The 13042-nt window shown below is 69.8% G+C and carries 13 protein-coding genes and 2 pseudogenes; 6 read left to right on the top strand and 9 right to left on the bottom strand.

Translation table 11 applies throughout. The annotated features are described in order from the left end of the window. Positions 1-131 precede the first annotated feature (131 nt). From rfbB to ACWJ6R_RS17675, 3 genes are all read right to left on the bottom strand, one after another. Positions 132-1100 carry a dTDP-glucose 4,6-dehydratase gene (rfbB, locus tag ACWJ6R_RS17685; RefSeq protein ID WP_449063268.1) on the bottom strand — a complete coding sequence of 323 codons (969 nt, stop codon included), beginning with the start codon at positions 1098-1100 and terminating at the stop codon, positions 132-134. Continuing rightward, on the bottom strand, positions 1097-2164 hold the full coding sequence (locus tag ACWJ6R_RS17680; protein WP_449063267.1) for a glucose-1-phosphate thymidylyltransferase: 1068 nt from the start codon (positions 2162-2164) through the stop codon (positions 1097-1099). Before ACWJ6R_RS17680 ends, rfbB begins: the two co-directional genes overlap by 4 nt. Before the next feature lie 194 nt (positions 2165-2358). Next, entirely contained in the window at positions 2359-2808 is a 450-nt protein-coding gene (locus ACWJ6R_RS17675) for a GtrA family protein (protein WP_449063266.1), read from the bottom strand. A 39-nt stretch (positions 2809-2847) separates the two neighbouring features. Between ACWJ6R_RS17675 and ACWJ6R_RS17670 the strand changes: the two genes are divergently transcribed. Continuing rightward, a complete protein-coding gene (locus ACWJ6R_RS17670) occupies positions 2848-3873 on the top strand; it encodes a glycosyltransferase family 2 protein (RefSeq protein WP_449063265.1) in 1026 nt (341 codons plus the stop codon). A 100-nt stretch (positions 3874-3973) separates the two neighbouring features. On the opposite strand, the gene ACWJ6R_RS17665 is transcribed toward ACWJ6R_RS17670, so the two are convergent. The 3 genes from ACWJ6R_RS17665 to ACWJ6R_RS17655 form a co-directional block, all read right to left on the bottom strand. After that, positions 3974-4738 (bottom strand): formyltransferase family protein, encoded by a 765-nt coding sequence (locus ACWJ6R_RS17665; RefSeq protein ID WP_449063264.1) that lies wholly within the window; start codon positions 4736-4738, stop codon positions 3974-3976. Positions 4739-4820: 82 nt separating this feature from the next. Then, positions 4821-5975 (bottom strand): dTDP-4-amino-4,6-dideoxygalactose transaminase, encoded by a 1155-nt coding sequence (gene rffA / locus ACWJ6R_RS17660; RefSeq protein WP_449063263.1) that lies wholly within the window; start codon positions 5973-5975, stop codon positions 4821-4823. A gap of 185 nt (positions 5976-6160) precedes the next feature. Next, positions 6161-6859 (bottom strand): class I SAM-dependent methyltransferase, encoded by a 699-nt coding sequence (locus ACWJ6R_RS17655; RefSeq protein WP_449063262.1) that lies wholly within the window; start codon positions 6857-6859, stop codon positions 6161-6163. Positions 6860-7141: 282 nt separating this feature from the next. Between ACWJ6R_RS17655 and ACWJ6R_RS17650 the strand changes: the two genes are divergently transcribed. Then, complete coding sequence (locus ACWJ6R_RS17650; RefSeq protein WP_449063261.1) at positions 7142-8008, top strand: polysaccharide deacetylase family protein; 867 nt, start codon at positions 7142-7144, stop codon at positions 8006-8008. A gap of 95 nt (positions 8009-8103) precedes the next feature. On the opposite strand, the gene ACWJ6R_RS17645 is transcribed toward ACWJ6R_RS17650, so the two are convergent. Continuing rightward, positions 8104-9336: an acyltransferase family protein gene (locus ACWJ6R_RS17645; RefSeq protein ID WP_449063260.1), complete on the bottom strand. Its 1233-nt coding sequence runs from the start codon at positions 9334-9336 to the stop codon at positions 8104-8106. Positions 9337-9458: 122 nt separating this feature from the next. Further along, positions 9459-11015, bottom strand: coding sequence for a glutamine-hydrolyzing GMP synthase (guaA, locus tag ACWJ6R_RS17640; RefSeq protein ID WP_449063270.1), 1557 nt, complete (start codon positions 11013-11015; stop codon positions 9459-9461). Between the two features lie 237 nt (positions 11016-11252). Between guaA and ACWJ6R_RS17635 the strand changes: the two genes are divergently transcribed. From ACWJ6R_RS17635 to ACWJ6R_RS17625, 3 genes and pseudogenes are all read left to right on the top strand, one after another. Then, positions 11253-11765, top strand: coding sequence for a PAS domain S-box protein (locus ACWJ6R_RS17635; protein WP_449063259.1), 513 nt, complete (start codon positions 11253-11255; stop codon positions 11763-11765). Next, a pseudogene (locus ACWJ6R_RS17630) lies at positions 11762-12076 on the top strand (histidine kinase dimerization/phospho-acceptor domain-containing protein); the annotation flags it as partial. The gene ACWJ6R_RS17635 and the pseudogene ACWJ6R_RS17630, both read left to right, overlap by 4 nt. 278 nt (positions 12077-12354) lie before the next feature. Further along, a pseudogene (locus ACWJ6R_RS17625) lies at positions 12355-12480 on the top strand (ATP-binding protein); the annotation flags it as partial. 76 nt (positions 12481-12556) lie between these two features. On the opposite strand, the gene ACWJ6R_RS17620 reads toward ACWJ6R_RS17625, so the two are convergent. Next, on the bottom strand, positions 12557-12805 hold the full coding sequence (locus ACWJ6R_RS17620; RefSeq protein ID WP_449063271.1) for a hypothetical protein: 249 nt from the start codon (positions 12803-12805) through the stop codon (positions 12557-12559). Here ACWJ6R_RS17620 and ACWJ6R_RS17615 point away from each other — a divergent pair. After that, on the top strand, positions 12698-13042 hold a 345-nt coding region (locus ACWJ6R_RS17615), incomplete at its 3' end, for a response regulator (protein ID WP_449063269.1). The two genes, ACWJ6R_RS17620 and ACWJ6R_RS17615, sit on opposite strands and share 108 nt — an antisense overlap.

Genomic DNA, 13042 nt, shown 5'->3' with positions numbered 1-13042 from the left:
GCGCACCAGAACACAGCCGACGAACACGCACAGCACCACCGCCGGCGCCGCCCGCAGGAGCGTCCCTCCGCCGCCTGTCCGTGCCGTCTCCGGAGCGCCCGGAGACCGAAGGGCGTTCCCGCCCTCCGGCGTCAGGCCACCGAGCCCCGCCACCACGCCGGGTTCTCCCTGTACCACCGCACGACCTCCGTCAGCCCGTCGTCGAAATCCATCTGCGGCTCGTAGCCGATCTCCCGGATCTTGGTGCTGTCGACGGAGTACCGCAGGTCGTGCCCCAGCCGGTCGGGAACGCGCAGGACCCTGTCCCAGCCGGCGCCGAAGGCCGCGAGCAGCCGCTCGGTGAGCTCCAGGTTGCTGAGCTCGACACCGCCGCCGATGTTGTAGATCTCGCCGGGGCAGCCCTTCTCCAGCACCAGCTGGATTCCCCGGCAGTGGTCGTCGACGTGCAGCCATTCACGGACGTTCCGGCCGTCCCCGTAGAGGGGGAGCCGCCGGCCGCCGATCAGGTGGGTGATGAAGAGCGGTATGACCTTCTCGGGGTGCTGGTAGGGGCCGTAGTTGTTGGAACAGCGGGTTACGCGCACGTCCAGACCGTGGGTGCGGTTGTAGGACCGGCAGAGCAGGTCCGCGGAGGCCTTGGCCGCCGAGTAGGGCGAGTTCGGGAGCAGGGGTTCGGACTCGTCCCAGGAGCCCTCGGCGATCGAGCCGTACACCTCGTCGGTGGAGATCTGGACGAACGTGCCGATCCCGGCCTCCAGCCCCGCCTGCAGCAGCCGCTGCGTACCGAGGACGTTGGTCGTCACGAAATCGCCCGCCTCCGCGATCGACCGGTCGACGTGGCTCTCCGCGGCGAAGTTCACCACCACGTCGTGGCCCGGGACGACTTCGGAGAGGAGCCGGACGTCGGTGATGTCACCCCGGACGAAGGCGTACCCGGGATGATCCGCCACCGGCGCGAGGTTGGCGAGGTCGCCGGCGTAGGTGAGCTTGTCGAGGACCGTGACGCGGGCGTGCTCCCATCCCGGGTAGGCGCCGCCGAGCAGTGACCGTACGTAGTGGGAGCCGATGAACCCCGCTCCTCCGGTGACGAGGACCCTCATGCGCGCACCTGGATCCTGCTGTGGTCACCCACCATGAGCCCGTACGTGTTGGGGATCCCCTCGGCCCGGCTCACTTCGACGTTGCGGCCGATGAGGGAGTGCGCGAGCCGGGAGACCCCGTGGATGGAGGAGTCGTCGAGGACGATCGAGTACTCGACTTCCGCGTTCTGCACGACGCAGCGCGGCCCGATCGACGTGAAGGGGCCGACATACGAGGACTGGATCTTCGCATCGGCCCCGACGACGATCGGGCCGCGCAGGACGGAGTTCTCCACGACGGCCCCGGGCTCGATGACGACCCGTCCGGTGACCTCGCTCAGCCCGTCGACCGTTCCCCTGTTGTCCGGCTCGACCGCCTCCAGGATCATGCGGTTGCACTCCAGCAGGTCCTGCAGCCGACCGGTGTCCTTCCAGTAGCCGGTCACCATGTGCGAGTGGACGGAGTAACCGTTCTCGATCAGCCACTGGATCGCATCGGTGATCTCCAGCTCTCCGCGCGCCGACGGCGTGATCGCCCGGACCGCCTCGTGGATGGCCGGTGAGAAGGAGTACACCCCCACAATCGCCAGATCGCTGCGCGGGTGGACCGGTTTCTCCTGCAACCCGATGATCTCGCCGGCGGACCCGAGCTCCGCGACCCCGTAGAACCGGGGCTCCGCGACCCTCGTCAGCAGGACCTGGGCGTCGTATCCGCCGCGGCGGAACGCGTCGACGAGGTCGGCGATCCCGCCGACCAGGAAGTTGTCGCCGAGATACATGACGAACGGCTCGTCGCCGAGGAACTCGCGGGCGATCAGCACGCAGTGCGCCAGCCCGAGAGGTTCCTCCTGCGGGATGTAGGTGACGTCGAGCCCGAACCGCGACCCGTCGCCCACCGCGTCACGGACCTCCGCACCGGTACTCCCAGTGATGATCCCGACGCTGGTGACGCCCGCCGCGCGTATCGCCTCGAGGCCGTAGTAGAGCACCGGCTTGTTGGCGACGGGGACCAGTTGCTTCGCGGATGTGTGCGTCAGCGGGCGCAGTCTCGTGCCCCTGCCACCCGCCAGGACGAGCGCTTTCACGCTTCTCGGCTCCCTGCTGGTTTCGATGGTGATCTGCCGGACGCGACGGTGATCTGTCAGACGCAACACTCCGCTGGACATGAATCGGTCGCATCGGGCCATCGCTCCACCGAGTGTGGGAGGGACCGGCTCGCGGACACCCCGCTTTTACCCCTCGCCTCCGCGTCCGTTGCCAACGCTTTGCCCGCGCCTGTTCAACGGAAGGCCCATGAACGGTTGATCACGTAACCCAGCACGGTGCTCGCCGGGACGATGAGCAGCTGGGCGACGAGGACCGGGAGCCCGACGAGTTCGACGAGGACCGGAAGCCCGACGAAGGAGGCCGCCAGAGCGCTCAAGCCTACGGCGTAGAAGCGCAGGCACCCTGATATCCACGAACCCGAGGACACGCGGAACACCACCAGCCGATACCACGGGTAGACGATCAGGATGGTCATCAGGTGGCTGACCGCGACCAAAACAAGGTAATGGAATCGCTCTTCAAGGATCAGTAAGCCCAGGGCAAGAAGACCGGAATAGACCACGACCGTCGCGGCACCACCGATCAAATATGTGATGCGCTGTCCGCGAAGAGCAGACGTCAGAGTGCGGGCTCGCAGGTCCGATCGGTCACCGGCAATTTTCCGCACTTCCACCTGGGTCATCTGCGACACCTCCATGGATCTTCGTCGGACGGCCGCCCAGTGGAATCCGAGGCTTGGACCGGACCCACCAAAGGGCCCGCAGGCAGTCAGGGGAATCAAGTGTCAGTTTCTGTCGTCGTCCCGTGTTACCGATCGGCGAAAACATTGCCGGCGCTGGTGGACAGAATTATTCCGATTTTACGCGAGGTCTCCGCCCATTACGAGGTGGTGCTCGTCGTCGACGGGAGCCCGGACGACACGTGGGACGTCGCGCGGTCGCTCGCCCGCGGGATCGGCGCCGTCCGGGCGATCAGGCTCTCCCGCAACTACGGACAGCACAACGCCCTGGTCGCCGGCATCAGGGAGGCGCGGTTCGACGTGATCGTCACGATGGACGACGACCTCCAGCACCCCCCGGAGCAGATCCCGCGGCTGCTCGCCGCGCTCGAGGGCGATCGCCTCGATCTCGTCTACGGCGTGCCGTACGACGAGGAGCACGGGTTCCTGCGCAGCCTCGCGTCACGGTCGGTGAAGACGGGGATGTCCCGGGGGCTGGGGATCCGCAACGCGCAGGAGATCAGCGCCTTCCGCGCGTTCCGCACCCGCCTGCGGGACGGGTTCGAGGAGCTGTCCGGCCCGCACGCCTGCATCGACGTGGCCCTCTCCTGGGGCACCACCCGCGTCGGCTCGGTCAAGGTCCACATGAACGACCGGGAGGTCGGGGAGTCGAACTACAACGTGCGCATGCTGGTACGGCATGCGGTGAACATGCTCCTCGGATACAGCACGGCTCCCCTGCGCATGGCGATCTACCTGGGGTTCCTCACCGGGTTCATCGGGCTCCTCCTCGGCGGTCTGGTCTTGTGGCGCTTCGCCACGGGCGGCACCACGGTCGCCGGATTCACCACGATCACCTCGATGATCGCGATCTTCTCGTCCGCCCAGCTGATATCCATCGGAGTGCTGGGAGAGTACATCGGGCGCATCCACGGGAGCGGACTGGGACGGCCCACCTACGTCGTCCGGGAACGGGTGGAGCTGTCGGCCGTCACGGGAGTGCCGGCCCAGCCGAGCGGATCCCGCTGACCGCCGCCGCGGTTCCCGAAGCGGCACATGACGAAGCTCCTGACCGGTGTCCTCCCGGACCGCTTCCCGTCAGGAGCTTTCAGCCGCTCCGCCGTACCGGTCAGTCCGGGATCGGTTCGAGGAAGAGCCGGACGGTCCCCCCGGGTGTGCGGAGCCGTACGCAGTCGTCCCGGTTGAAGCAGCGGGCGCGCAGGATGTCGATCACCCGTCCCACCGGCATCATCTGGTCGGGGTCGAGGTGGCCGAGTTCCTCGAACTCGGTGATCGCGTGCCCGGTGGCCCTGCCGTGGTCCTGCTCCACCGGGACGATCGTGTCGTCGCGCAGCGCCGGCCAGGTCCGCAGGAACAGCTCGACCGCGGCCTCCTCCAGCCTGCGGTAGAGCGAACTTCCGGTGTCGTGCGGGTGCACCGCCACCTCCTGCTGGGCGAGCACCGGCCCGGTGTCGATCCCCTCATCGATCATGTGCAGGGTCACGCCCGCGGGCGTGCCGTCGATGATCGACCATACGGCCGGTTGCCGCCCCCGGTTGTACGGCAGCAGCGACGGGTGCAGGTTGACGATCCCGCGGGGGAACGCCTTCATCACATCGAGGGTGAAGATGTGCGCGAAGAACAGGGAGACGCCCAGCTCGGCGCCGAGTCCTTCGATCCGGCGCAGCACCTCCTCGTTTCCGAGCATGTCGCCGGTGAGGACCAGCCCCAGCCGGTCCAGGTCGGGGAAGAGGCCCCTGATCTCGTCCGCCCGGCGAGGGCGCCGCCCGGGGGCGTTGAGGACGACGGCGGCGATGTCGGCGTCGGGCCGGCCGCGGAGCCAGGCGGCGATCTCCAGGCCGCTCCGGTCGTTGCAGAACAGGATGATGCGCATGACGGCTCTTTCTCGACCTCTCGATCGGTCCGTGGAGGACGGGCCGGCCTCCCGGCGGCCCCGTCCTGCTTGAACGGCGGAGTCAGACCACCTCGTACTCCCGGACGGCATCGATCACACGTGCCGCGTCGGACTCGCTCAGATCCGCGAACAGGGGCAGCCGCACCAGGCGGTCCGCGATCCTCTCCGTGACCGGGCACCCTCCCGCCGCCGGACGCCCGTACCGGATCCCGGCGGGAGCGGTGTGCAGCGGCTGGTAGTGGAACGTCGCCTGCACGCCCCGTTCCGCCAGGTGGGCGATCAGCGCCTGCCGGTTCTCCAGATCGGGCAGGAGCAGGTAGTACAGATGCGCGGGATGCGCACAACCGCTCGGCACCACCGGCTGGGAGACCTCGTTCGCCGCCGCCCAGTCCGCCAGCCCGCCGTGGTAGGCGTCCCACACCGCCCGGCGCCGGGACTGGATCACGTCGAACGATTCCAGCTGGGAGGTGAGCAGCGCGGCGAGTACGTCGGACGGCAGGTAACTCGATCCGATGTCGAGCCACCGGTACTTGTCGGTCTGGCCGCGGAAGAACCGGCTGCGATCGGTGCCCTTCTCCCGGATCACCTCGGCCCGCGCGACGAGGCCGGGATCGTTGAGGACCAGCGCGCCGCCCTCACCGCACTGGACGTTCTTCGTCGCGTGGAAGCTCTGCGCGGCCATGCAGCCGAAGGACCCGAGTGTCCGGCCTCGGTAGGATCCGCCCAGGCCGTGGGCGTTGTCCTCGACCACGGCGAGGCCGTGCCGTTCCGCGATCGCGCCGATCTCGTCCATCTCGCAGGCCACGCCCGCGTAGTGGACGACCACGACGGCTCTCGTACGCGGGGTGATCGCGGCTTCCACCAGCCGCTCGTCCAGGTTGAGCGTGTCGGGCCGGCAGTCCGCGAACACCGGGACCGCGCCGCGCAGGGCGAACGCGTTCGCGGTGGACATGAAGGTGAACGACGGCATGATCACCTCGTCGCCGGGCCGGAGGTCGAGCAGGATCGCCGCCATCTCCAGGGCATGGGTGCAGGACGTGGTCAGCAGCGCCCGGTGGGCGCCCAGCAGCTCCTCCAGGAGTCCGCAGGCCCTGCGGGTGAACGGGCCGTCCCCCGATGTGAATCCCCGGTGCAGCGCCTCGGTCAGATATTCCAGTTCACTCCGTGAGACATGAGGACGGTTGAACGGAATCACATCAAGGCTGTTTGAACTCACCCGTGGATTCAACATCCCGAACGCCGCCGCCAGGAGTTGAATATGTTTTTCTTTAACCCAACATTACTCGATTCGCGGGCTCCGTCCCCGCTCCGCCCGCGGCCCCGAGCGGCGCCGGAACAGCCGGGCCGGCGGAGATCCGCAGAAATCAAGAGGTACGGGGACCGCGCATCGCCGGCCGGAGATCAGGCGGGTTTACGTGCACGGAGGAAGACCGACACCCCGCGCATCGATTTCACCGGAAGATACCTCTCCAGCACGATGACGGCGGTCAGCCCCGCGTTGACGATCCACGGCAGTCCGATCAGGTCGTTGCCTTCGCTGTTTCTCCGGCGGCGGGCCACGACGGGCCGCAGCAGGACGTTCCAGCTCCAGACCCGTTCGACGGTCAGCCCGGTCTTCTCCACCAGGCCGACGAGTTCCTCCCGCGAGTACCTGCGGACGTGTCCCACCGCGTCGTCGTGCGCCGACCACAACGCCATGTCACACGGTACAGCGATCAGCGCCGTTCCTCCGGGCTTCAGCACCCGGGCGAGCTCCTCCGCCGCCAGGTGGTCCTCGACGATGTGCTCCAGCACGTCGAAGGCGGTGACCACGTCGAAGTACCCGCTCTCCATCGGCAGGTCCCGGGCGTCCGCGTGCACGGCCTTCAGCCCGCGTTTCTTCGCCGCCTCCACAGCCGCCTCGGAGTAGTCCGCGACCAGGGCGTCGTATCCCAGCTCGGTGAACACCCGGGTGTTCCCGCCACCGGCCGCGCCCACGTCCAGCGCCCTCCCCCGGGGCTGGAGTCCCCGCAGCTCCCTGCGCAAGATCGCACGGCGCTCCCGGAACCACCAGTGACGGTCCTCGAGTTCCACCATCAGGGAGATGTCGGCGTCATGCATGAGTTCACCCGTCCGTTCACCGTGCGCGACCATGCCGGGGAGGGCCCGCGGCCGAGTCACCATGCTCATCCGGAGCGGAGGCGGACTCACGGGGATCGAGATTCGCTTACGGCGCCATGGCTGATCCTTTGCCGTGGACGGTCCGCACCGCCTGAGAGCGGGCTCCGGGAATCCTGAAGGTCGGCTGGCAGAAGAGTCGGTACGGGCACCTGCGGCGCTGTGCCCGATTACGATACGTTTTTTACCTCGACAGCCTCATCCGCAACATTCGGAGTCCCCCTCATGAAGTCCTCCACCCGAATCGTCCTCGCGGGCAGCTGCGCCCTGGGCCTGCTGTCCGCACCGACCGCCGCGTGGAGCGCGGAGCAGCACAAGCCGACCACCACCCCCAAACCGACGGCCACGGTCAAGCCGACGGCCAAGCCGACGGCCAAGCCCGCCGCCGCGCCCAAGCCGGTGGACTGCACGAAGGTCAAGTGCATCGCGCTGACCTTCGACGACGGTCCCGGCAAGTACGCCGACAAGCTGCTCGCCACCCTCAAGAAGCACGACGCCAAGGCGACGTTCTTCCTCGAGGGCCAGTACGTGAAGTCGCGTCCCGCGTTCGCCAAGCTGATGGTCACCGAGGGCCACGACATCGGCAACCACAGCTACACCCACCCGAAGTTCACCGAGCGCTCCATCGAGGAGATCCGCGAGGAGCTCAAGAAGACCCAGGACGTCGTCAAGAAGGCCACCGGCAAGTACCCGACGACGATCCGCCCGCCGTTCGGCCTGCTGGACGACGACACCAAGGCCGTCGCCGCCGAGATGAAGATGCCGATCGTCCTGTGGAACGGCGGCTCCCGCGACTGGGCGACCAAGAACGAGAAGGCCATCTACGACGAGGTCCTCAAGAACGCCAAGCGCGACGGCGTCATCCTCATGCACGACTGGGTCGCCCAGACCGTCACCGTCATGCCCAAGCTGCTCACCGAGTTGAAGAAGCAGGGCTACCACGTCGTGGCGGTCTCCTCGCTCCCCGGTTTCAAGACCCTGAAGCCGGCCGACGTCTTCCCCGCGGCCGCCGCCGACGACAAGGACCTGTCCGCCGACTCGCCCACCGGCGACCCGGACGAGTTCGCCGAGTCCCCGACCGACGGCAACTGAGCCGTCACCGGCCGCCCGCGCCCGGCCGCCCTCTCCGGAGCGCCGGGCCGCGGGCGTCACCGGCGTCCCCATGGCCCGCGGGTGGACGTGGACTCCTACGACCGGCCGGCCCGCGAGTGGGCTCCTACGGCCTGCCGGCCCGCAGCGAACCCCTGCGACCTGCGGACGAGCCGCCTGCCCAGGTTCTGCATCGGCAGCTCGACGTAGCGGTAGGTGAGCAGGCTCAGGCCCAGCACCACCGCGACGAAGCCCACCGTGACCGCGGCCTGTACGGCGGGCGGCATGGACCGCGTGTCCCCCACCACGGCGTGCGTCAGCCGGAGCAGCGGGTGGTGCAGCAGGTAGACCGAGTAGCTGACCAGGCCGAGCCAGACCAGGAAGCGCGGGAGGCGGCGCTCACGCAGGGCCATCGCGCCCGCGAACGTCGCCCCGGCCAGGGCGATCGTGGTCGTCCACACCCCCGGCCGGACCCACCACCAGCCCGCCTGTTCCGCCCAGACCGGGGCCAGCACCACCAGTACGGTCGCGGCGGCCACCGGCCAGAGAGTGCCGGTGCCCTGCTCCCAGCGGCGGATCGCGGTCCCGGTGAACATCACCGCGAGGATCGCCGCCCCGAACCACGGAACGAAGCCCGCGAAGAGCAGCAGCACCACGGCCATCACCCCGAGCACGCAGGCGGCCGTCCTGCGCAGCCTCCCGGTGACCAGGCAGACCATGCCCGCGGCGAACACCACCCCTGAGACGTAGGCGGGCTGGAAACCCGTCAGCAACGGCGCGGTGAGCACCAGCCCCGTCCCGACCGCGACGGCGCCGAACCCCACGGCGAGCGTCCCGCTCCCGCGGTGCAGGCCGTACACGAACAGGGCGGTGACCAGCAGGTAGAAGACCATCTCGTAGGAGAGCGTCCACATGGTGTCGGCCAGGCCGCCCAGGTGGACCACGTCCAGCAGCATCGTCAGGTGCGCGGAGACCGAGGCGACGTCGCGCGGCACCTGCTCGCGGACCGGCAGCCAGAAGGCCATCACCAGGACCCCGGCCGCGACCAGCAGGTAGATCGGGTAGAGGCGGAAGAACCGGCTGATCCAGAAGGCCCGGACGTCCCCGCGGCCCTCCAGCGAGACCGGGATGATGTACCCGCTCACCAGGAAGAACACCAGGATGCCGTAGAGCCCCAGGCTGAACCAGTAGGGCCGCAACTGCGGCATGAACCAGGGCAGCGCGTGCTCCAGCAGCACCGCCGTCGCGCCGATCCCGCGCAGCGCGTCCAGCCAGGCCAGCCGGGTGGAGGTCCCGGAACGGGCGGACCTGCTGGCAGTGGTCGTCGACACCCGCCCCAACATACCGGGCATCTCATCCGGTAAAGGGAGTAATGCCCATTTAGTGACCTATGATCACCCCGCACACGGCGGCGGCCCCGGGAGGTCTCCCCCGGGCCGCCGCCGCATGCCGCCTACTCCCACTCGATGGTGCCCGGCGGCTTGCTCGTCACGTCCAGCACCACGCGGTTGACCTCGCGGACCTCGTTGGTGATCCGGGTGGAGATGCGGGCCAGCACGTCGTACGGCACGCGGGACCAGTCGGCGGTCATCGCGTCCTCACTGGAGACCGGCCGCAGCACGATCGGGTGGCCGTAGGTGCGGCCGTCGCCCTGGACGCCCACCGAGCGCACGTCGGCGAGCAGCACGACCGGGCACTGCCAGATCTCGCGGTCGAGACCGGCCCGGGAGAGCTCCTCGCGGGCGATGGCGTCGGCCTCGCGCAGGATCTCCAGGCGCTCGCGGCTGACCGCGCCCACGATGCGGATGCCGAGTCCGGGACCGGGGAACGGCTGGCGCCAGACCATCGCGGCGGGCAGGCCCAGCTCCTCGCCCGCCCGGCGGACCTCGTCCTTGAAGAGCGCGCGGAGCGGCTCGACCAGCTGGAACCGCAGGTCGTCGGGGAGCCCCCCGACGTTGTGGTGGGACTTGATGTTGGCGGTGCCGGTGCCGCCGCCGGACTCGACCACGTCCGGGTAGAGAGTGCCCTGCACCAGGAAGTCGACCGGGCCGTCGGCGATGATGGCGCGCTGCTCGTCCTCGAAGACCCGGATGAACTCCCGGCCGATGATCTTGCGCTTCTCCTCGGGGTCGGTGACCCCGTCGAGCGCCTTGAGGAAGCGCTCCTGGGCGTCCACCACGCGGAGCCTGACGCCGGTGGCGGCGACGAAGTCGCGCTCGACCTGCTCGGCCTCGCCCTTGCGCAGCAGGCCGTGGTCGACGAAGACGCAGGTCAGCCGGTCACCGATGGCCCGCTGCACGATCGCTGCGGCGACCGCGGAGTCCACCCCGCCGGACAGGCCGCAGATGGCGCGGCCCTCGGGGCCGACCTGCGCGCGGACCGCCTCCACCGCCTCCTCGACGATGTTGAGCATCGTCCAGGAGGGACGGCAGCCGGCCGCGTCCAGGAAGTGCTTGAGGACGGCCTGGCCGTGCTCGGAGTGGAGCACCTCGGGGTGGAACTGCACGCCGTACAGGCCCTTGACCGGGTTCTCGAAGGCGGCGACCGGGGTCTCGGGGGTGAACGCGGTGACGTCGAAGCCCTCGGGGGCCGCGGAGACGCTGTCGCCGTGGGACATCCAGACCGACTGCTCGGCGGGCAGGCCCGCGAAGAGCACGCCCTCCTGCGACACCTCCAGCCGGGTCCCGCCGTACTCCGCGACGCCGGTCCTGGCCACCGTGCCGCCGAGCGCCTGCGCCATGGCCTGGAAGCCGTAGCAGATGCCGAAGGTCGGCACGCCGGTCTCGAACAGGCCGCGGGGGACCGGGGGGGCGCCTTCGGCGTAGACCGACGAGGGCCCGCCCGACAGGATGATGGCCTTGGGCTTCTTGGCCATCATCTCCTCGACCGGCATCGTCGAGGGGACGACCTCGGAGTAGACGTGGCATTCGCGCACCCGTCGCGCGATCAGCTGCGCGTACTGCGCGCCGAAGTCGACGACCAGGACGGTGTCGAACAACGGGTCGGACAACGGGTCGAACTCTGACACCAAGACCCCCAAAGGAAACCACAGCGGTGGGTCCAGTCTATCGGCGTCGTCCGGCCGCGCCGTCTACCGAGGTCGGCTCGGACGACCGCATGACGGAACGGTCGTGAACGGTGGCAGAACGGTGAGAGCCGGCCCCGCCCCCGGCACGCCGCTCAGGATCGGCCCGTCCCCGCCGATGGGAACGCGATGACAGCCGACGAGCGCGGGAGGCCCTGGCCGATGAGGCGTTTTCTCCGACTGCCGTTGATCCTCACGCTGGCGGCGCTGGGGACGCTGCCCGTGGTGCGGGCGGTGCAGTCCTCGTCCGAGCACCTCCTCCCGGGCGCCCCGGTCTCGCCGGCGCTGGCCGCGCTCGCGCTGACGCAGCTGCTGGTGGGCGGGCTGGTGCTGACGGCGTGCGCCGAGCGCCGCCGCCGGTCCGCCGAGGCCGACCTGGTCCAGCGGGAGGCGCAGGTCGGCGCCATCCTCGACGCGGCCGGCGAGGCGTTCCTCGTCGTCGACCGCGACAGCCGGATCATCCGGTGGAACCGCCAGGCGGAGGCGACCTTCGGCTGGTCGGCCGAGGAGGCCCTGGGCCGGAACCCGGTCGAGCTCACGATCCCCGAGGGCAGCGCGCCTACCACTCGGCGAATCTCGCCCGGGCGCTCGCCGGCGGCGCGCTGCCCGCGACGGGCGGCTACGTGCAGATCGAGGCCCTCCGCCACGACGGCACGGTCTTCCCCGCCGAGATGACCGTGTGGTCGTCCTCCACCGACGACGGCGTGACCTTCAACGCCTTCATCCGCGACGTCACCGAGCACCGGCGCGCCGACGCCGAACTGGCCGCGGCCCGCGACGAGGCGCTGGCGGCCTCGCGGCTGAAGTCGGAGTTCGTGGCCAACATGAGCCACGAGATCCGCACCCCGCTGAACGGCGTCATCGGCATGACCACCCTGCTGCTGGACACCGAGCTCGACGACCGGCAGCGCGCCTACCTGACCACGGTGCAGAGCTCCGCCGACGCGCTGCTCAACGTGATCAACGACATCCTCGACTTCTCCAAGATCGAGGCGGGCAAGCTCGACATCGACCCCGTCGACTTCGACGCGCGGCTGCTGGTCGAGGACGTGGTGGGCCTGATGGCCGCCTCCGCGCAGGCCAAGGGGCTGGAGATCGCCGCGGTGGTGCACCCGGCGATCCCTCCGGCGCTCCGCGGCGACGTGCACCGCATCCGGCAGGTGCTGACCAACCTGGTCTCCAACGCCGTCAAGTTCACCGAGCGCGGCGAGGTCGTCGTCGAGGTCGGGGTCGGCCCGCCGAGGACGGCTCCGGGATCCGGCAGGTGCTCTTCGCCGTCACCGACACGGGGATCGGCATCCCCGCCGACCGGCAGGAGGGCCTGTTCGACGCCTTCACCCAGGCCGACACCTCCACCACCCGCCGCTACGGCGGCACCGGCCTGGGCCTGACCATCAGCCGCCAGCTCGTCGAGCTGATGGACGGCACGATCGGCCTGACCAGTACGGCGGCGAGGGCAGCCGCTTCTACTTCACCCTGCCGCTGCCCGGCGCGGCCGCGCTGCCGGCCGCGCCGCAGCACCTCGCCGCGGACCTGGCGGGGGTGCGCGTGCTGGTGGTCGACGACAACCTCACCAACCGCCGGGTGGTCAGGGGCCTGCTCGCGGGCTGGGCGCGCGGGCGCACAGCGCGCCGGACGCCCGCAGCGCCCTGGCCGTCCTGCACGAGGCCGCCGGAGCGGGCGACCCCTTCACCGTCGCCCTGCTCGACATGCACATGCCCGACCTCGACGGCCTGCGGCTGGCCCGGGCCATCGTCGCCGACCCCGTCCTGGACGGCACCCGGCTGGCCATGCTGACCTCCACCAACCAGGCCGGTGAGGCACAGGCCGCGCGGGAGTGCGGCATCGAGGTGTACCTGACCAAGCCGGTGCGCGCCGCCCAGCTCCGTGCCGGGCTGCTGCAGCTGCTCGGCCGCGCGCCCGCCCGCACGGGTACGGCCGGCGCCGCGGGC

This window comes from Planomonospora algeriensis (assembly GCF_977012225.1).
Note: the sequence above shows the minus strand (reverse complement) of the source record. Positions and strands in the feature narration are given on the sequence as shown.

Bases quoted from the DNA above. Each gene is read 5' to 3' on its own strand.
- rfbB (WP_449063268.1), bottom strand. From the start codon at position 1,100: ATGAGGGTCCTCGTCACCGGAGGAGCGGGGTTCATCGGCTCCCACTAC.
- ACWJ6R_RS17675 (WP_449063266.1), bottom strand. From the start codon at position 2,808: ATGACCCAGGTGGAAGTGCGGAAAATTGCCGGTGACCGATCGGACCTG.
- ACWJ6R_RS17665 (WP_449063264.1), bottom strand. From the start codon at position 4,738: ATGCGCATCATCCTGTTCTGCAACGACCGGAGCGGCCTGGAGATCGCC.
- ACWJ6R_RS17655 (WP_449063262.1), bottom strand. From the start codon at position 6,859: ATGCATGACGCCGACATCTCCCTGATGGTGGAACTCGAGGACCGTCAC.
- ACWJ6R_RS17650 (WP_449063261.1), top strand. From the start codon at position 7,142: ATGAAGTCCTCCACCCGAATCGTCCTCGCGGGCAGCTGCGCCCTGGGC.
- ACWJ6R_RS17635 (WP_449063259.1), top strand. From the start codon at position 11,253: ATGAGGCGTTTTCTCCGACTGCCGTTGATCCTCACGCTGGCGGCGCTG.